The sequence below is a fragment of the Streptomyces sp. CWNU-52B genome (assembly GCF_047444975.1).
Classification (GTDB): domain Bacteria; phylum Actinomycetota; class Actinomycetes; order Streptomycetales; family Streptomycetaceae; genus Streptomyces.
The window spans coordinates 712,393-730,924 of sequence record NZ_JBLFJV010000005.1; the positions used below are offsets into that span (position 1 = coordinate 712,393).

Genomic DNA, 18,532 nt, shown 5'->3' on the forward strand with positions numbered 1-18,532 from the left:
CGCCGTTACCCTGTCGCTGAGGTGTACATCACCCACACCTCGCACCGATCCGGTGGGTCTTTCCCCCACCTGACGTCGAGGGGGAACGCACTGTGGTCAGCGGCCCCGGCGGCGAGGCGGAGTCGTTCTCACTCGTACGCCGACAGCGCGAACTGGCCTCGTTGTACGCGACGGCCAAGTCCCTCACCGCGCTGGGCGAACTCGACGAGGTACTGCAGTCGATCGTCCATCACGCCCACGACCTGATCAGCACGGACTTCACCTACCTCTCGCTGGTCGGCGAGAACGGCAGACTGTCGGCCAGAGCGTCGGAGGGAACGATCTCGCCCTCGTTCCTCGCGGCGGGCATACCGGCGGGTGTGGGACTCGGGGGCAAGGTGCTGGCCTCCCGGAGCCCGCATTGGGTGCCCAACTACGCCGCCACGACCCTGATCGACCACGATCCGACCTTCGACCGCCTGGTCGCCACCGAGAAGCTCGTCGCGCTCCTCGGCGTGCCCCTGGTCATACGGGGTGAAGCGGTGGGCGCCCTGTTCGCCGGGGACCGCTCCGAGCGGTCCTTCCAGGCCGATGAGATCGCCCTGCTGAGCGCGTTCGCCGATCACGCCGCGCTCGCCCTCGACAACGCCCGTCTCTACGAGGCGAGCCGGACCGCCCTGCAGGAACTGCAGGTCGCGTACCGGAGGATCGAGGGCCATATGGCTGTCATGCAGCGGGCGCAGGCGATCCACGAGGCACTGACCGGGGTGGTCCTGGAAGGCGGGGAACCGGGCGACGTCGCGCAGCTGCTCGCCGATCAACTGGGCGGCAGCGTCGCACTCCTCGACAGGGCCGGTGCCGTTCTCCTCCGCCGTGACTCGGCGTCGAGCCCGTGCCCGACCCCAGCGGAGACCGGCCTGGCCGACGCCGTCAGGAACGCGCGCCTCTCGGGCCGCTGTACGAGTTCCGTCGACACCGACCAGGTCGCCCGCAGCGTGGCTTCGATCCGGGCAGGCGACAACTACCTCGGCGCACTGGCCTGGAGCCGGGCGGAGGCCGCAGGGCGGAGCACCCCGGACGACACGGACCTGCGAACCCTGGAGCGCGCCACCCACATCCTGGGGCTGCTCATCCTCAAGGAGCGGGCCGTTGCCGAGGCCGGTGAGCGACTGAGCGGAGAGCTCCTGACCGAGCTGATGGTCGGCAGCCCCGGGATCAGTCCCGCCCAGCGCGCGCGTTTCCGGGCCCGCGCCATCGACCCCGACTGCCTGAATCTGGTCGTCGTCGCGGATTCGCCCACGGTGTCGTCGACCGATCTGGCGCGCCATCTGCACGACATCGCCCGCGACTGTTCCGGACTGGCCGGCGAACATCTGGGCAAGGCCACGATGATCCTCCGCAGCGTGGACGACGACCAGGCCGTCGAGGAGGTGCACCATCGGCTCCGTCGCACGGGTGACCCCGTCGTCGTGGTCGGCGAACGGGTGGTCCATCACGACTGGTCACGTGCCTTCTCCCTGGCCAGTCGCTGCGGCGCCGTGATGCGGGCGATCGGGCACACCGACCTGGGTGCCACCACGGGTCGGTACGCCCTCTACGCGATGGTCTTCGACACCGAACGGGTCCGTGAGCTCGACCGGTTCATCTCCGACTGCATAGGCCCGCTCCTCGACTACGACCGGCGACGCGGTACCGATCTCGTGGACACGCTCAGTGTCTACTACGACCACCGCGCCAACGTCGCGGCGACCGCACGGGCGTTGTACGTGCACGTCAACACGCTGATCAAGCGACTGGACCGGGCCGGCGGCGTACTCGGCCTCGACTGGCGCCATGTGAACGACCTGGAACTGCAACTGGGACTCCGACTGCACCAGCTCAGAGCGATCGCGGCCGCCCCGGCCTGACACACGACGGCGTCCGATCACACCGCCGGGGGTGCGGCTCAGGCGATACGCCGCGTGTCCCGCAGGGCGCTCTTCGACAGCTTGCCGGTGCCTGTCTTGGGCAAGGTGCTCATGAACACGATTTCGTCGGGCAGCCACCACTTGGCGACCATCGGCGTGATGTGCCGTACCAGCTCTTCGGCGGTGGCGGCGCTGCCGTCGCGCAGGACGACGTAGGCGACGGGGCGCTCCGTCCAGCGCGGATCCGGGCGGGCGATCACGGCGACCTCGACGACGGCGGGGTGCGAGGCGATGGCGGTCTCGAGTTCGACCGACGAGATCCACTCGCCTCCCGACTTGATGAGGTCCTTGATCCGGTCCACGAGTCGCAGATATCCGTCGGCGTCGATGGTGGCCAGGTCGCCGGTGCGCAACCAGCCGTCATCGGTGAAGCTGTCACCCCCGTCCACCCGGAAGTAGCCCCCCGCCACCCAGGGGCCCGCGACCTGCAGCTCTCCGACGGCACGGCCGTCGCGCGGCAGCTCCCGGCCCGTGTCGACATCGACGATCCGCACGTTCACCAGCGGCAGGGGCTGGCCCTGGGAGGCCCGCACGGCCACCCGTTCCTCCGCGGTGGCTTCCCGGTGCTGGGTGCGCGTACCGCCGATGGTCCCGACGGGGCTGACCTCCGTCATCCCCCAGGAATGGGTGATGGGCACTCCCACCGCGGCGCGGTAGGTCTCGGACAGTGCCGGGGGAACGGCGGATCCGCCGCCGAGCAGGAACCGTGTGGCGCTCAGGTCGAAGGCCGGCAGTTCGGGAACCAGACTCGTCCACACCGTGGGAACGGCACCGGCGACCGTCACCCGCTCGGCTTCCATCAACCGCAGCAGGTGAACCGGATCCGTGGAAGCGCCGGGAAGGACCAGGGAGGCGCCCGTCATCAGCGCGCTGTAGGGCAGGCCCCAGGCGTTGGCGTGGAAAAAGGGCACGATCGGCATCACGACGTCACTCTCGCTCAGGCCGATGAAGCCGGCCGCGAGCGTGCCCAGGCAGTGCAGGACCGTCGACCGGTGGCTGTAGAGCACACCCTTGGGCGGTCCGGTCGTTCCGGAGGTGTAGCACAGCCCGGAGGCCAGGTGCTCGTCGGCGAGCGCGAAGGTGTCCTCGAACGAGCCCGCGAACGGATCGGCGCCGGAGACCAGCTCGTCGTAGTCCACGATGCGCGGGTCCGCCGGGACCGCCGTGTCGCTGCCGTCGGGCAGCACCACCCAGTACCGCACCCGCGGCAACCGGTCGGCGCTCGGCCAGATCCGCGGGAGCAGCCCGCGGTCGACGAACACCACGTCGTCCTCGGCGTGGTCGACGATGTATTCGAGGTGTCCCGACGCGAGCCGGATGTTGATGGTGTGCAGCACTCGCTTGGTGGCCGGCACCGCGAGATAGACCTCCAGGTGGCGGCGGCTGTTGCCCGCGAACGTGGCGACACGGGCGCCGACCGGGACATCGAGGGAATCCAACGCCGTCGCGAGGCGCCGGGCGTGATCGGCCACGTCGGCGTACGAGAGCGACTCGGTGCCGGCCGTCGCGACGTGCTTGTGCGCGTAGAGCCGCTCGGTGCGCTCCAGGATGTGCGCGATGGTGAGGGGCCGTGGCTGCATCAGCCCGCTCGTGACGTCTTCGGAGAGGTGGCGGCCTGCGTGGAGCGGGGTGGTCGACAACTGGTGTGATCCCCATCCGTGAGTGTCTTCGCGACGCGGCGTCCGCTGCGTCGCGCAGTCACCCTAGGAGCGGTTCCAGCATGAGGAGAGGTGGGAATCCCACACTTCGGCACCCGTTTCAGCGGTGATTCCCCACACTGGGACCAGGGAGGCGGCGCTCCTCGGTCCGGTCGGCCCGAGTCAGGGGTCCCGCCCGCGGGCCTGCCCACCCCCGACGAGGAGACCACTCGCGCGGCGATCGCCCAGCACCTGCGCCCCGGCCTGCTCCAGCAGCCGTTCCGCACGTCCGGCTTCGACTCCCGGGTGCGCCCGCTGCCGGCGAGGGAGCGGTTCTCGATCCAGGGCTCCGGGCCGGGACTGGGACCGGGGTCGGGCGCGGGGCTGCCGTGCCGCGCCCGGTTACTCGTTGGCGGGGCCCTGCTCCGAGCGCTCCGCCCATACCCGCGCCGCCAGCAGATCCGCCTCCTCCTGCGACGTACCCGCCTTCACCAGGATGATCCCGCGCGACCCGTCCGGGAACGTCACCTGCCGCATCGCTGTACCCAACGGGCCTCCCGGCGTCGATTCCTCCGGCATGGCGGCTCCTCTCGATGGCGAAACCCCCAGGCTAGCCGGGTCACCGCGGCAACCGAGCCAGGCGCGGCAGAAATGGACCTGTCTCCGAGCGCGACGCGGAGACCTGGTTCGGCACCGGGCCGAGGCCGGGCGTCGCCCTGTTGTGAGATCTCACAGAACGAGGCCCCGTCGCTCGTGCCGTTTCACGCGGTATGACGAAGACGCCGGCTCGTCCGACCTGTGACCCTGGTGGGGGTCGCCGCAGCCGTCGTCGTCGCCGGAGGCAGGGCGCATGGATCACCGGACAGTGACGAGAGGACGCGCGTATGTCCAGCGAACGTCGTGGGCGGCTGGTGCGGGGGAGACGCCGCATCGCGGTCGGGGCGGTGCTGACCGCCTTGGTGTCGACACTGACCGTGGGCACGTCGTCGGCGCAGGCGGCGGACGGGCCCTGTCCCGCCGGGCTCCAGTGGAGTGTCAGTGACAACGGATGGTTCCAGGAAGCCTGGGCCGTGCAGTACGTGGTGAACTCGGTGACGCCCGACTTCCTGGTCAGCGAGCAGCGGGTGGTCAACAACGGTACGAGCAGCCCGATCTCGGCCACCTTCACGTCGTCGCAGTCGAAGACGTTCACCCTGACCGTCAGCACCGGCGCCAATGTCTCGTTCTTCAACTTCCTGACCGCCAACGTCAGTGCGAGCATCACGACCAGCACCACGACGACGACCGGGGTATCGGCCACCGCGCCCGTTCCCGCGTTCGGCCGGGTGGTCGGCCAGTACGGCGTCGAGGCGTTCCACGTGGCCTACACCATGAACTTCTACCACGACTACGGCAACAATCCGCCAGGCCCGCTGTGCTCCTTGGAGAGCTCGACCCAGGGTACGAGCGTCGCGCCGACCACCAACACCGGCTGGCGTGTGCTGCCTGGCTGACGCCCGGCCGACCGACACCGACACCGACACCGATCCGCGTGCCGCGGGTACGCCCACCGCTCAGCCCCACTGTTCAGCCCATTGCTCAGCCGGCTGCTCGATCGGGTTCCGACAGCGGGCTCGTGGGCAGCCGGAGGCCCGACCGGATCAGGCCGTCCGCGGTCGCCACGATCGTCTCGGTGACATCCCTGGGCCGCCAGCCCAGCACGGAACGCGCCTTCTCGTTGCTGATGACGGGGATCCGGCCCCGCAGGGCCGCGGCGTCCCGCAGGGCCGGATCGGTCTTCGCCGCCTCGCGTACCTGCTCGACGGTCAGCTCCGTGGCGGGCAGCAGACCGTCCGCGGCGGGGAAGTGCCGGCGCAGGATCCCCGCCATGCCGAAGAGGCTGACCGACGAACCGCTGACGGCGATGAAGCGCTCTCCCGCCGCCTTCGGGTGCGTCATGGCGCGCAGATGCAGGTCCACGACGTCCCGGACGTCCACGACGCCGAAGTACATGACCGGCACCACGGGCAGCTGTCCGGTCAGCATGCCCTTGACCAGGCCGACGGAGCCGGAGGGCCGGTCGCCCAGCGGGGGACCGAAGATGCCTGTGGGGTTGATGACCGTCAGTTCGATGTCGTCGTGGGTGCGGGCGTACTCCCAGGCCGCGCGCTCGGCCAGGACCTTGGACTTGTGGTAGGCGGGCAGGCCCTCGGTGTCGGGGTCGGTCCAGTCCGTCTCCGTGTAGTGGTCGTCGGACTTCAGCGTGTATCCGACCGCGGCGTAGGAGGAGGTCATCACGACCCGTGACACACCGGCCTCCCGGGCCGCCGCGACGACGCGCAGCGCTCCCTCGCGGGCGGGCCGGACGAGTTCGTCCTCCGTCTCGGGCGGCGTGACCGGGAAGGGCGACGCATGGTGCAGTACGTGGCCGACCCCGTCCAGGGCCTTCGCCCAGCCGCTGTCCGAGCCCAGGTCCGCGACGGCGAACTCCAGCAGGCCCGCCGGATCGACGCCGGCCCGGCGCAGCGCCGTCAGTACGCCGGCCTCCTGTCCGGTGTCCCGGACCGTCACACGGGTCCGGTGGCCCTCGCGCAGCAGCCGGGCGACCGAGTGGCTGCCGACGAGTCCTGTCCCGCCCGTGACGAGTACGGTCCCGTGGTCCTGGGGGAGGGTGTCGAGTCCGGCTTCTGTTCCCATGTCCTTGCTCATGTACTTTTCTGTGCTCATCTTCTTCGGTCCTTCAGCTCTTCGGTTATCGGTACGTGAATCGGTCCATCACCTGCGTGACCTCTTCGACGGCCTGCTGCTCGGCGGTGGCGTCCCCGCGGACCCGGGCGTCCCACATGTCCGCCTTCAGCCGCAGATAGGCCAGGCGGAGCTGAAGCCGTTCGATGTCGGCCGCCAGTACCTCCGCCTGACCGGCGAACAGGTCCCGCTGCTCGGCCGCCGCGGAGTCCCCCTGGGCGAGCAGGTCCAGATAGCGGCGCATCCCGCTGACCGTCATCCCGGACGAACGCAGGCAGGACAGCGACCTGACCCGCTCCGCGGTCACCGGGCCGTACCGGCGATGACCACTGGACTCGTCGCGGGTGACCCTGCCCAGCAGGCCGATCTTCTCGTAGTAGCGAAGCGTGGACTCGGTGAAGCCCGAGCGCCGCGCCATCTCCTGAATGGTCAGATCCGCGGCCTGCTGTCTGGTCACTGGCATGTGCGCAGCCTCCGATACTTGAAGCGCTGGAAGTCAAACCGGCAGAACCGGGAAGTCCGCCTGAACCGGGAGTGCCCCGCGTACGTACGGTCGGCTGAGGGCTGTGACCTGCGCTCCGCGGCCCACGTCACCCTCGCCCCCGCTGTATCCGTAGCCGTATCCGTCGTGACGCTTCCGAGGAGTACCCATGACCACTCTGCCCGTCGGCGACTGGCTGACAACGCGTCAGCCCCTCGTGCTGGGACTCTTCCGTATGGTCCTCGGCCTGCTGTTCACCAGCGAAGGCGCCGCCACCGTCTTCGGGGTGCTGGACCGGAAGGCCAGTTCGGCGGGTGACTGGCCCTTCTGGTACGCAGGGGTGATCGAGCTGGTGTGCGGGGCCCTCGTTCTCCTCGGGGTCGCGACCCGCGGCGCGGCGTTCCTCAGCTCGGGCATCATGGCGTTCGCCTACTTCACCGAGCACCAGCAGGACGGGCTCTTCCCCCTGCAGAACGGCGGACTCGCGCCGGTGCTCTTCTGCTGGGGATTCCTGCTCGTCGTCTTCTTCGGTCCGGGCGCCTTCGCCCTCGCGGGACGCGCCGGGCGTGAGCGCGGCGAGCGCTCGGCCACCGGCCCGGTGACCGAACGGACCGGGTGACTGTCTGTACCCTCCCGGGCATGGGCACCAGACGTGGACGATCCTCGGACCAGGACCGTTCCGCCGGCCCGCAGCGCGCGGGCCGGCCACCGCCGGGCGCCCCGCCCGACCACCACGCAGCACCTGGAGATCGCATGTACGCCGTCACCGACCCGGCCACCGCAGAGGTCGTCGAGACCTATCCGACCGCCACCGACAGCCAGGTCGTCGCAGCCGTCGAAGCCGCCCACACCGCAGCCGCGTGGGGCCGGTCGAGCTCCGTGACCGAGCGGGCCGCGCTGCTGCGCCGGCTCGGTGACCTGCACGCCGAGCACCAGGACGAACTCGCCGCGAGCATCGTCCGCGAGATGGGCAAGCCCTTCGCGGAGGCGGAGGGCGAGGTCGGCTTCTGCACGGAGATCTACCACTACTACGCCGACCACGCCGAGGAGTTCCTCGCCGACGAACCGCTCGACGTCACCTCAGGAACGGGCAGCGCCCTCGTCCGGCGCAGCCCGGTGGGTGTCCTGCTCGGCATCATGCCGTGGAACTTCCCCGCCTACCAGGTCGCCCGCTTCGCCGCCCCGAACCTCGCCATCGGGAACACCATCGTCCTCAAGCACGCCCCGCAGTGCCCCGCCACCGCCGCGCTGCTGGAGAAGCTGTTCGCCGAGGCCGGCTTCCCGGCCGGGGCCTACGTCAACGTGTACGCCACCAACGAGCAGATCGCCGACGTGATCGCCGATCCGCGGGTCCAGGGCGTCTCGCTCACCGGCTCGGAACGGGCCGGCTCCGCCGTCGCCGAGATCGCCGGCCGTCATCTGAAGAAGGTCGTCCTGGAACTCGGCGGCTCCGACCCGTTCGTCGTGCTGTCCACCGACGACCTGGACGCGGTCGTCGACTCCGCCGTCGCCGCCCGGCTCGACAACACCGGCCAGGCCTGCAACGCGGCCAAGCGCTTCGTGGTCGTCGAGGGCCTGTACGAGCAGTTCGTGGCGAAGTTCACGGCTCGGCTCCTCGAAGGCGAGACCGGCGCGCCCCTGTCGTCCGTGGCCGCCGCCGAGAACCTCGGCCGGCAGGTCGACGCGGCCGTCGCCGAGGGCGCGACGCTGCACAGCACCGGCCGACGGGCCGGGGCCCACTTCCCGGCGGGCGTGCTCACCGGGCTCACCACCGAGCACACCGCCGCCCGGCAGGAGCTGTTCGGCCCGGTCGCCATGGTCTTCGCGGCCACCGACGAGGACGACGCCGTCCGCATCGCCAACGACACCCCGTACGGCCTGGGCTCCTACGTCTTCACCACCGACCCGGCCCAGGCCGAGCGGGTCGCAGGCCGGATCGAGGCCGGCATGGTCTTCGTCAACGGCGTCGGGGCCGAGGGCGCCGAACTGCCCTTCGGCGGCGTCAAGCGTTCGGGCTTCGGCCGGGAGCTAGGCCGCCCCGGCATCGAGGAGTTCGTCAACAAGAAGCTGATCCGGACCGTGGTGTAGCGCGGCGGGCGGAGCCCGTACGAGGACCGGGCGGGCGGTGGGTCGCCACCGTGCCCCCGGTCCGCGCGGCTCAGGGTTCGTCGCGTTCACGCTCCGATCATGTTGTAGCCGCCGTCGGCGATGAGGAATCCGCCGGTGATGTGGTGCGCGTCCTCCGTGGCCAGGAACAGGGCGGCCCCCGCCAGCTCCTCAGGGCCCGGGATGCGGCCCATCGGAGTCGCCTTGCGCAGCTGCTCCCCGCGGCCGTTCCGCCAGTCCTCCCGGCCCAGCGTCGCGGTCGTCTCGATGAACCCGGGGGCGAAGACGTTGACCCGGACGGCAGGGGCGAAGGCGTGCGCGTACGACTTCGTGAGGCCGATGATCCCGTACTTGGCGGCGGCGTACTGAGGTGCCCGCGCGCTGCCCCGGGCCACCACCGTCGAGCCGATGTTGACGATCGAGCCGCCACCCTCCTGCTCCAGCATCCGCGCGCCGAACTCGTGCGTGCACAGCAGCGTGCCCTTGATGTCGACCGCGAGGACGTGGTCGACGGACTCCTCGGTGAGGTCACGCCAGGACATCTGCTGGCGGGCCACGTCGCCGACGTTGTTGACCGCCACGTCGAGCCGGCCGAACGCGGTCCACACCTCGTCCGCCATGCGCCGGATCTGGTCGTGCTCGGCTATGTCCGCCTGCACGACGAACGCCTTGCGGCCCAGCGCGGTCACCCGCTCGGCGGTGGCCTCCGCGCCCGCGCGGGAACTGCGGTAGTGGATCGCCACGTCGGCGCCCTCCTGGGCGGCCCGTACGGCGATCTCGGCGCCGAATCCGGTGCCGGCGCCGGTGACGAGCACGGTCCGGTCGGTGAAGCGCTGGGAGACGGTCATGGTGTGACTCCTTGATGAGGGGGATCGGGGGTCCGGCGGGTCAGACGAGGGTCCGGCCGCCGTCCGCGTACAGCACCTGTCCGGTGATGAAAGCGGCCTCGGCTGAGGAGAGGAACAGGGCGGGGCCGACCAGATCGTCGGGGCGGCCGAGCCGGCCGGCGGGCACCAGGGCCTCCATCGAGGCCCGCATGCCGGGTTCGGCGAGGTAGGCGCGGGTGAGGTCGGTCTCGGTGTAGCCGGGGGCGACCGCGTTGACGGTGACGCCGTGGGAGGCCCACTCCCGGGCCATCACCCGCATGAGCTGGTTGACGCCGCCCTTGGTCGCCGCGTACGGCGCGTGGTCGCGGTGGGCGAGCAGGCCGGACACGGAGGACAGATAGACGATGCGGCCGTAGCCGCCGGGCACCATGACGTCGCCCACCGCACGGCCCAGCCAGAAGGCGCTGCTGAGGTTGACGGCGACGATGCGTTCCCAGACCTCGTCGGGTGTCTCCAGTACGGGGCGGCGGTCGTTGGTGCCGACGGCGTGCACGAACACGTCCAGACCGCCCAGGAATCCGGTGGCGTCAGCGACCGCGTCCTGGCAGGCGTCGGCGGAGGTGAGATCCACGTCCAGGCCACGCACCGAGCCGCCCGCGCCCTCCGTACCGCCTGCGCCCTCCGTACCGCCCGTGCGCGTGAGTGCGGCAAGTTGTCCGGCGTCGTGGTCGAGGACCACCACGTCCGCCCCCGCGTCGGCCAGGGCCCTGATCACGGCGGATCCGATGCCGCCCGCGCCGGCCACGAGCGCGCGGGTGCCGGTGAAGTTCCACGTCGTCTTCATGCTCCGGACCGTAATCGACCTCCGAACAATGTGTCCACACTTGGCGCTACTGTTGACGCGAATACTGGAATGATGGAGGGTGAGTGTCGACAGTTGCAGGGTTAGGCAGACACATGTCGATGGTTACTGGGAGGTCTGATGAAATTGGTGACGTTCGACGACGGGCTCGTGGGCCGCCTGGACGAGGGCACGGTGATCGAGCTCGATGTCCCGTCGACCCGGGTGTTCTTCGAGCGCGAGGGACAGGTCGTCGAGACCGGGCGGACGTATCCGCTCGCCGAGGTCCGGCTGCGCGCGCCGATCGTGCCCAAGAAGTTCTTCCACACGGCCGGCAACTTCCGTGAGCACCACGAGGACCTGGCACGGGTCGACTGGTCGCACCCGGTCAACAAGGGCATCGTGTTCTTCCAGAACGTCGACGCGATCATCGGCACCGACGAGCCCATCGTGTATCCGGCCAACCTGACCCGTGAGCTGGACTACGAGCTGGAACTCGCCGTGATCATCGGCAGGCCCGGCAAGTTCTTCACCGCCGAGCAGGCCGTCGAGCACATCGCGGGGTACCTGGTCTTCAACGACATCACCGCGCGCGACATCCAGCGCAAGGAGATGGAGTCCGGTGTCTTCTCCTTCTCCAAGGCGATCGACACCTTCTGCCCGATCGGCCCGTACATCGTCACCGCGGACGAGATCGGCGACCCGCACGACCTCGACATGGAACTCCGCGTCAACGGCGACGTACGGCAGAAGTCGAACACCTCCCGTATGTCGGTGTCGATCCCGCAGTTGGTCGCCTACCACTCGCCGCAGACCTACAGCGCGGGCGACATCGTCACCACCGGCACCATCGCCGGAGTCGCGGCGAGCACCGAGGACCCCTTCGCCCAGTACCTCAAGCCCGGCGACGTCGTCGAGGCCGAGATCGAGAGCCTCGGCGTGCTGCGCAACCGGGTCGTCTCCTGGCAGGACGCGTACGGAACACCCGAGCCGCCCGCCGAACAGTGGGTGTGAGGGCATGCGGATCGTCAACCTCGCGGGCCGCCTCGCCCTGTTGACCGGCGACGGAGGCGACGGAGACGGCGACGGTCATGGCCACGGCGCCGTCGATGTGTCCGACGGCGGCTTCGACGCCGACCCGGGCGCCGTCTTCGACCAGTGGGACGCCCTGCTGCGCTGGTCCGCCGGTGTCGACCCGGCCACGGCCGTGCCGTACAAGGAGTCCGACCTGCGCGCCCCCGTGCCCGAGCCGCGCCAGATCTTCGCCGTCGCCCTCAACTACCGCCCGCACACGGCGGAGGCGGGGTACGAGGAGCCGGCCGAGCCGCTGGTCTTCACCAAGTTCCCCAGCTGCCTCACCGGCCCCTACGACACCATCGGCCTGCCGCCCGGCCATGTCGACTGGGAACTGGAGATGGTCGCCGTCATCGGCCGCGACGCCTACCGGGTGCCGGAGGAGAACGGCTGGGACCCGGTCGTCGCGCTCACCGTGGGCCAGGACCTGTCCGAGCGGATCGTCCAGCTCGCCGGGCGCCCCGCCCAGTTCTCGCTCGGCAAGTCCTTCCCCGGCTTCGGTCCGGTGGGGCCCGCCCTGGTCAGCGTCGACGAACCGGCCGACCGCGACGACCTGGAGCTGACCTGCGAGCTGAACGGGGAGACCGTCCAGCACGACCGCACCTCGAACATGATCTTCCCGGTGCCGCGGCTGGTCGCCCACCTCAGCGCGATCTGCCCGCTGCGCCCCGGCGACCTGATCTTCACCGGCACCCCCGCGGGGGTCGGCAACCGCCGCACCCCGCAACGCTTCATAGGCAACGGTGACACCCTCGTCAGCAGGATCGGAGCACTGGGCGAGATGCGGCACACCTTCAGGAGCACGTGATGAGCGACAGCAGCGACAGGACCGTTTTCACCGGAGTGCGGGTCTTCGACGGCACAGGACGCGATTCCTTCCCCGCCGAGGTCCTCGTCGAGGGTGAGCGCATCACCGCTGTGGTTCCGCACCTGCCCGCCGCCCGCTGGCTCGGGGCCAGGGTCGTGGACGGCGGGGGCGGCACCCTGATCCCCGGCCTGGTCGACTCCCACACCCACCTCGGGTTCGGGTCCACGACCGAGCACAGCTCCCGCCGCCGGGACGAGCCCGAGGAGGAGAAGGCCCTGCTGGTCGCCCACGCGGGCCGCGTCCTGCTGGACCAGGGCTTCACCAGCGCCTACTCCGGGGGCAACCGGCTGCCCCGTACCGAGACGGCCGCCCGCAAGGCCTTCGCGGAGGGCTGGATGCCGGGGCCGCGACTGAAGGCGGCCTCCTGGGAGGGCACCGCGGGCATGGTCGAACCGGGGGTCTACGACTTCCCGGGCATCGACGGCCGGGCGTCCGACCCCGAGTCGGTGAGCCGCTTCGTCGGGGAGATGGCGGACCTCGGCGTCGACATCGTCAAGCTGTCGCTGTCGGGCGAGAGCGCGGTCGTGCAGGGCACCTCACGGATCGTGCAGTTCACCGAGGAGGAGGTCGCGGCGGCGGCGGCCGTGGCCCGTGAGCGCGGCGTCTGGCTGACCGCCCACGCCCACGCGGCCGAGTCGATCAAGATGGCCGTACGCCATGGCATCCGCGCCGTCTACCACTGCACCTTCGCCGACGAGGAGGCCCTCGACCTGCTGGAGGCCGCCCGCGACCGGCTGTTCGTGGCCCCCACCCCCGGCATCATCCACGCCAATCTGCACGAGGCCGACAGCGAGCCCGAGCCCGGCATGGAGGTCGAGGCCACGCAGAAGGCGGTCCGTGAGGTCGTTCCCGAACTCGTCCGGCGCGGCGTCCGCGTCGTCCCGGGCGGCGACTACGGCTTCGCCTGGAACCCGGTCGGCCGCAACGCCCGCGACCTGGAACTGTTCGTCGACTGGTTCGGGTTCACCTCGGCCGAGGCACTGCGCGCCGCAACCGGACACGGGGGCCAGGTCATGGGCATGGGTGACGAACTGGGCCTGGTCCGGGAGGGGTTCCTCGCCGACCTGGTCCTCGTCGACGGCGATCCCCTGGACGACATCCGCATCCTCCAGGACCGCGACCGACTTCTCGCGATCATGAAGAACGGCTCGCTGTACAAGGCACCGGCGTGAGCGGCCCGTACGGCGAGGTCGGCGCGAGGGGTGGCCCCCGGGTCCGGACGGGAGGGGTCGGCGCACCCCGGGCGCACCCTGGCGCCGGACGGCTGGTGGGGGAGTGGGACGGCCCGGTCGCCGTCTTCCGCGGCATCCCCTTCGCGGAACCCCCGGTCGGCGACCTGCGCTGGCGCCCGCCCAGGCCTGCCGCCCGCTGGGACGGTGAGCGCAGGGCCGAGCAGTTCGGTCCGGCGCCGCTGCAGCCGCAGCCGCCCAGTGACTCGGTCATGTACCGGACCAACTTCGCCGACCGGCGCGCACTGGTGATGAGCGAGGACTGCCTCTACCTCAATGTGTGGACACCCGATCCCGCACCGGGCACGGGCCTGCCCGTCATGGTCTGGATCCACGGCGGCGGCAACCGCTACGGACACGGCTCCCAGGACATCCACGACGGCCGCGCCCTGGCCGGCCGCGGTCTGGTGGTCGTCACCCTCAACCACCGGCTCGGCGCCCTCGGGTTCCTCGCCCACCCGGGCCTGGCCGCCGAGGACGACCTCCACGCCGCCGGCAACTACGGCCTCCTCGACATCGCCGCCGCCCTCACCTGGGTCCGCGCCCACATCGCGGCCTTCGGTGGGGACCCCGACCGGATCACCCTCGCGGGCAACTCCGCGGGCGCCGCCCACATCTGCCATCTGATGGCCATGCCGCAGGCCGCCCGTCCCCACTTCCGGGCGGCCCTCGGCCAGAGCGCCTCCGGTGTGGGCCGGGCGGAGGGCCCGCTGCCCGCCCAGGAGGAGGCACAGAAGCGTGGACTGGCCTACGCCGAGGAGTTCGGCGGCCGGGACATCGAGGGACTGCGCCGGATCTCCGGAGTCGAACTGATCGTGCGCGGCCACTTCGGACCCGTCGTCGACGGCAGGATCCTCACCGAGCCGACCGACGCCGTCTTCGCCACGGGCCGCCAGCACCGCGTCCCGCTCCTGGTGGGCACCAACAGGGACGAGGGCACGGTCTACGCCGCCATCGACGAGGACGCCGGCGCCGTGGGCGACGCCCGGTTCGTGGGCCCCGTGTGGGAGTGGGCGCGATGTCATGGCGGCACGGGTACGCCGACCTGGATGTACCGGTTCGAGCGGCGGCCCCCGCTGCCGCCGGGGCTGCCCGACTCGCCCGACCTGGGTGTCCATCACACCGCCGAACTCCCGTACGTCCTCGACAACCTCGGACGCCGGCCCGACTGGCCCTGGCAGGACACCGACCGGCGACTGTCCGCCCTGATGGCCGACACCTGGGCGCGCTTCGTGGCCACGGGCGACCCGGGCGGACCGGATCTGCCGCCCTGGCCGCGGTTCACCGGACCCGACACCTCACCCGCGATGTTCTTCGGCGACACCGTGCGCCAGGACATCCTGCGCCGGCCCGCCCCACCTGTATGACGGTCCACCCGTATGACGGTCCACAGAACTCAGAAGGGAACGGCCCGTGGCACGACTTCCGGGTACCGACGGAGCCGGCGACATCGCGGAGCGCATCCGCGAGCGGCGCGGCGGAACCCTGCGGCCCCTCGACCGGATGCTGCTGCACAGCCCGTCGGTGGCGGACGGCTGGAACAGCCTGCTGGGCGCCGTCCGGCAGCGGATGACCCTGCCCGCCGACATCCGTGAACTGGTCGTCCTGCGCATCGCCGTGCTCAACCGGGCTCCCTACGAATGGGCCGCCCACGAAGGGGACGCACGCGCCGCCGGACTCGACGACCGGCACCTCGACGCGCTCCGCGCCGAGGACGCCGCGAACCACCCCGACCTCGACGAACGACGGCGCCGGGTCGTCGCGTACACCGATGCCATGACCCGGGACGTCCACGTCCCCGCCGACGTCTTCGACGCGCTGCGCGCCCACTTCGGCCCCGCCGAGCTGGTCGAACTGACCGTCACGGCGGCCGCGTACAGCATGGTCTCCCGCTTCCTGGTCGCGCTGGACGTGGAGCTGCCGGCCGGCGCCGGAGGCTGACCCACCGGCCCGATTCCCTTACATCACCCCGTACACACGTCATCCCGCACGCCGTTCTCAGGAGGACAACGTGACCACTCCCCGCCCCGGGGCCATGGCAGAGCCCGGTACAGGCAGGCTCCACAGCAAGGTCGCCCTCGTGACCGGTGCCGGTGCGGGCATCGGCCAGGGCTGCGCGCTGCTCTTCGCCGAGCAGGGCGCCACCGTGGTCGGCTGCGACCTGGACCCGGCCGCCGCCGAGCGCACCCGCAAGCTCGCCGCCGACCGGGGTCTCGCCGTCGAGATGCTCGCCCCGCTGGACATGACCGACCCCATCGACGCCCGCTGCTTCGCGGAGGAGGCGTTCGCGCTGCACGGCCGTGTCGACGCGCTGGTCACCGCCGGTGCCATCGCCCCGCACATGGCCACCGCGGCCGAGATGGACTTCGACACCCAGTGGACCCCGACCATGCGCGGCGAGGTCGACGTCGTCTTCCTGCCCGTGCAGGCCGCCTGGCCGCACCTGGAGGCGTCCGGAGGCGGTTCGATCGTCAACTTCGCCTCGGTCAACGCCTTCCGGGGCAGCGGCACCTTCGGGATGGTGGCGCACTGCGCGGGCAAGTCCGCCGTACTCGGGCTCACTCGCCAACTCGCCGTGGAGGGTGGGCCCTTGGGCATCCGGGCCAACACCATCTCGCCGGGCATGGTCCGCACTCCCGCCACCGAGTCGGCGGGCGCGCACGAGGGCGCGGCCCAGGAGGCGCTGCTGGCCCGTATCCCGCTGGGGCGGGTCGGCCGGCCCGAGGACATCGCCTGGTGCGCTGTCTATCTGCTGTCCGACGAGTCGACCTGGGTGACGGGCGGGAACTTCCCCGTGGACGGCGGCGTGCTCGCCAAGTGACAAGTGACAAGTGACAAGTGACAAGTGCCAAGTGACAAGTGAGCAGGGGGAGTGGTGGATCAGTCGGCGGAGCGGCGTTTGCGGGCGGGTTTGCCGCCGCTCGGGGTGTCCTGCTCGATCTGGTCCTCCACGGCTCGCAGCGCGCGCACCGTCGCACCCGCGATCAGCGCCGAGGCGAGCTCCCCGTCCCGCTCGGCGCACGCCTGGATGAGCCGTTCCTGGTCGTCCACGCTGTAGGCGAGCCGGCCGGGCCGGGTCAGGCTCAGGTGCCGCAGCATCAGGGTCCGCAGGGCGAGTGAGTCCAGGATCTGCTTCAGGGTGGTGTTGCCCACGATCTCGGTCATCCGCTCCTGGAGCAGGACATGGCTCCAGAAGTACGCGTCCACGTCGGCGGCGTCGGCGAGTTCGCGCATCGCCTCCACCCGGGTGCGCAGCTCGGTCAGCTCGGCGTCGGTGGCCCGCTCGACGAGCAGGCCCGCCAGCATCGACAGCAGCTGACGGCGCACCTGGTAGATGTCCTTGATGTCCGTGAGCGAGGGGGCGGCGACGCGGGGGCGACGCCGGGCCTTCATCTCGACCAGACCCTCCTGTTCGAGGAGCATCAGGGCCTCACGCACGGGGGTACGACTGGTGTCGAACCGGCGGGACAGCTCGACGCTGTTGAGGTCCTGCCCCGGCTGCAGCCGGCCCTCGATGATGCCGGCGCCGACCCACTCGGCGATCTGCGCCACCAGGGGTTCCCGTCGGTCCCGGAGCCGCAGCAGCCGCTCCAGTACCAGGTGTGTGTCCTGATCCGACATGCGCCGCGTCTCCCCGTTTCGGGTCCAGATCTCAAAGGTGGCTCAACGGTGTCGACACTACCGCATGAGGAGGTCGTTCCCGGGGGTGATCAAGTACCCCCTGTCGACACATACGTCAGTACGTACGTCAGTGGAATGGGTGGAACGAGTGGGAGGAAAAGAATGGAAAACGACAGCAGGACTCCGTCGGCACTCAGCAGACGGACCGTGGTCGGCGGTGCGGTGGCCCTGGCCGCTCTGACGACGACCGGCGCCGTGCCGGGCACCGCCCGAGCCTCGTCCGGCAGCGGTACCGGCACCGGTGTCGCCGCATCGTCCGGCGCCGGTCGCCCCTGGCAGCCGGTGCCCCTGCCCGCCCAACGGCCCGTCACCGAGTACCAGGTGCCCGTGGCCGGTGGCGGCAGCCTGTGGTGCTGGGACACCGGCGGGTCCGGCGAGCCGCTCGTGCTGCTGCACCCCCGGTTCCGGCAGCGGGGAGAGCTGGCCGTACCAGCAGCCCGTCCTGGCCGAGGCCGGATACCGCGTCATCGGATACTCGCGGCGGGGCGCGTACCGCTCCGTCGCGGGCACCAAGGCGGAGGCGGACACCCTGCCCGGGGACCTCGACACGCTCGCGGATCATCTCGGGCTCGACCGCCTCCACCTCTGCGGGTCGGCCGCCGGTGGTGTGCTGGCCGTCGACTACGCGCTCGCGCACCAGGAGCGGCTGCTCAGCCTCACCGTCTCCGGCAGCATCATGGGCACACAGGACGCCGCCTATCTGGAACTGACCGGGGCGCTCCAGCCGGACCCGTTCGGGGATCTGCCCGTCGAGGTCAAGGAGTTGGGGCCGTCCTATCGCGGCGGCGACCTCGACGGGGTGGCGGCCTGGCTGGCCGTCACCGCACGGGCTCGTACCGCGGACGCGTTCACGCAGTCCCTCGCACACACCATAACCTGGGCGGCGCTGGAGACGCTGACGCTCCCGGTCCAGCTGATCACCGGGGACGGCGACCTCTACAGCCCGCCGTCGGTCATGCGCCTGAACGCCCGGCATCTCCGCAAGGCGGAGACCCATGTGGTGGACGAGTCGGGTCACAACCCGCACTGGGAGCAGCCGGCGGCCTGGAACCGCCTCCTGGTCGCCTTCCTCAGGCGGCACGGCGGGCGCGGGAGGTAACCCGCACGCGTAACCCGCG

General features: G+C 70.9%; 18 protein-coding genes. 11 read left to right on the forward strand and 7 right to left on the reverse strand.

The window, feature by feature from the left end; genetic code table 11:
• Positions 1 to 92: 92 nt before the first annotated feature.
• On the forward strand, positions 93 to 1,886 hold the full coding sequence (locus ACLVWQ_RS06040) for a helix-turn-helix domain-containing protein (protein WP_414107107.1): 1,794 nt from the start codon (positions 93 to 95) through the stop codon (positions 1,884 to 1,886).
• A gap of 38 nt (positions 1,887 to 1,924) precedes the next feature.
• On the opposite strand, the gene ACLVWQ_RS06045 is transcribed toward ACLVWQ_RS06040, so the two are convergent.
• The gene (locus tag ACLVWQ_RS06045; RefSeq protein ID WP_414107108.1) at positions 1,925 to 3,526 is read right to left on the reverse strand and encodes a long-chain fatty acid--CoA ligase; all 1,602 of its coding nucleotides are present in this window, start codon (positions 3,524 to 3,526) and stop codon (positions 1,925 to 1,927) included.
• A gap of 459 nt (positions 3,527 to 3,985) precedes the next feature.
• Positions 3,986 to 4,162: a hypothetical protein gene (locus tag ACLVWQ_RS06050; protein WP_414107109.1), complete on the reverse strand. Its 177-nt coding sequence runs from the start codon at positions 4,160 to 4,162 to the stop codon at positions 3,986 to 3,988.
• Between the two features lie 305 nt (positions 4,163 to 4,467).
• Between ACLVWQ_RS06050 and ACLVWQ_RS06055 the strand changes: the two genes are divergently transcribed.
• Positions 4,468 to 5,076, forward strand: coding sequence for a hypothetical protein (locus ACLVWQ_RS06055; RefSeq protein WP_414107110.1), 609 nt, complete (start codon positions 4,468 to 4,470; stop codon positions 5,074 to 5,076).
• Positions 5,077 to 5,161: 85 nt separating this feature from the next.
• Here the strand turns inward: ACLVWQ_RS06055 and ACLVWQ_RS06060 are convergent, their stop codons facing one another.
• A complete protein-coding gene (locus tag ACLVWQ_RS06060; RefSeq protein WP_414107111.1) occupies positions 5,162 to 6,289 on the reverse strand; it encodes an NAD-dependent epimerase/dehydratase family protein in 1,128 nt (375 codons plus the stop codon).
• A 25-nt stretch (positions 6,290 to 6,314) separates the two neighbouring features.
• Positions 6,315 to 6,770, reverse strand: coding sequence for a MerR family transcriptional regulator (locus ACLVWQ_RS06065; protein ID WP_414107112.1), 456 nt, complete (start codon positions 6,768 to 6,770; stop codon positions 6,315 to 6,317).
• A gap of 187 nt (positions 6,771 to 6,957) precedes the next feature.
• On the opposite strand from ACLVWQ_RS06065, the gene ACLVWQ_RS06070 reads away from it, so the two are divergent.
• Together ACLVWQ_RS06070 and ACLVWQ_RS06075 are read left to right on the forward strand one after the other, a co-directional pair.
• Positions 6,958 to 7,407: a DoxX family protein gene (locus ACLVWQ_RS06070; RefSeq protein WP_414107113.1), complete on the forward strand. Its 450-nt coding sequence runs from the start codon at positions 6,958 to 6,960 to the stop codon at positions 7,405 to 7,407.
• A gap of 134 nt (positions 7,408 to 7,541) precedes the next feature.
• Positions 7,542 to 8,876, forward strand: coding sequence for an NAD-dependent succinate-semialdehyde dehydrogenase (locus tag ACLVWQ_RS06075; protein WP_414107411.1), 1,335 nt, complete (start codon positions 7,542 to 7,544; stop codon positions 8,874 to 8,876).
• 86 nt (positions 8,877 to 8,962) lie between these two features.
• Here the strand turns inward: ACLVWQ_RS06075 and ACLVWQ_RS06080 are convergent, their stop codons facing one another.
• The gene (locus ACLVWQ_RS06080) at positions 8,963 to 9,742 is read right to left on the reverse strand and encodes an SDR family NAD(P)-dependent oxidoreductase (RefSeq protein ID WP_414107114.1); all 780 of its coding nucleotides are present in this window, start codon (positions 9,740 to 9,742) and stop codon (positions 8,963 to 8,965) included.
• 40 nt (positions 9,743 to 9,782) lie between these two features.
• Positions 9,783 to 10,565, reverse strand: coding sequence for an SDR family NAD(P)-dependent oxidoreductase (locus ACLVWQ_RS06085; RefSeq protein ID WP_414107115.1), 783 nt, complete (start codon positions 10,563 to 10,565; stop codon positions 9,783 to 9,785).
• A 138-nt stretch (positions 10,566 to 10,703) separates the two neighbouring features.
• Here ACLVWQ_RS06085 and ACLVWQ_RS06090 point away from each other — a divergent pair, with 138 nt between their 5' ends.
• The 6 genes from ACLVWQ_RS06090 (at position 10,704) to ACLVWQ_RS06115 (ending at position 16,554) form a co-directional block, all read left to right on the forward strand.
• On the forward strand, positions 10,704 to 11,576 hold the full coding sequence (locus tag ACLVWQ_RS06090) for a fumarylacetoacetate hydrolase family protein (RefSeq protein WP_414107116.1): 873 nt from the start codon (positions 10,704 to 10,706) through the stop codon (positions 11,574 to 11,576).
• A gap of 4 nt (positions 11,577 to 11,580) precedes the next feature.
• Entirely contained in the window at positions 11,581 to 12,444 is an 864-nt protein-coding gene (locus tag ACLVWQ_RS06095) for a fumarylacetoacetate hydrolase family protein (RefSeq protein ID WP_414107117.1), read from the forward strand.
• Positions 12,444 to 13,676, forward strand: a complete 1,233-nt coding sequence (locus ACLVWQ_RS06100) for an amidohydrolase family protein (protein WP_414107118.1) — start codon at positions 12,444 to 12,446, stop codon at positions 13,674 to 13,676. Before ACLVWQ_RS06095 ends, ACLVWQ_RS06100 begins: the two co-directional genes overlap by 1 nt.
• Positions 13,673 to 15,100: a carboxylesterase/lipase family protein gene (locus tag ACLVWQ_RS06105; RefSeq protein WP_414107119.1), complete on the forward strand. Its 1,428-nt coding sequence runs from the start codon at positions 13,673 to 13,675 to the stop codon at positions 15,098 to 15,100. Before ACLVWQ_RS06100 ends, ACLVWQ_RS06105 begins: the two co-directional genes overlap by 4 nt.
• Before the next feature lie 46 nt (positions 15,101 to 15,146).
• A complete protein-coding gene (locus ACLVWQ_RS06110; RefSeq protein WP_414107120.1) occupies positions 15,147 to 15,674 on the forward strand; it encodes a carboxymuconolactone decarboxylase family protein in 528 nt (175 codons plus the stop codon).
• Positions 15,675 to 15,744: 70 nt separating this feature from the next.
• A complete protein-coding gene (locus tag ACLVWQ_RS06115; RefSeq protein ID WP_414107121.1) occupies positions 15,745 to 16,554 on the forward strand; it encodes an SDR family NAD(P)-dependent oxidoreductase in 810 nt (269 codons plus the stop codon).
• A gap of 59 nt (positions 16,555 to 16,613) precedes the next feature.
• On the opposite strand, the gene ACLVWQ_RS06120 is transcribed toward ACLVWQ_RS06115, so the two are convergent.
• On the reverse strand, positions 16,614 to 17,354 hold the full coding sequence (locus ACLVWQ_RS06120; RefSeq protein ID WP_414107122.1) for a GntR family transcriptional regulator: 741 nt from the start codon (positions 17,352 to 17,354) through the stop codon (positions 16,614 to 16,616).
• A 394-nt stretch (positions 17,355 to 17,748) separates the two neighbouring features.
• Between ACLVWQ_RS06120 and ACLVWQ_RS06125 the strand changes: the two genes are divergently transcribed.
• Positions 17,749 to 18,513 carry an alpha/beta fold hydrolase gene (locus ACLVWQ_RS06125; protein ID WP_414107123.1) on the forward strand — a complete coding sequence of 255 codons (765 nt, stop codon included), beginning with the start codon at positions 17,749 to 17,751 and terminating at the stop codon, positions 18,511 to 18,513.
• Positions 18,514 to 18,532: the final 19 nt, after the last annotated feature.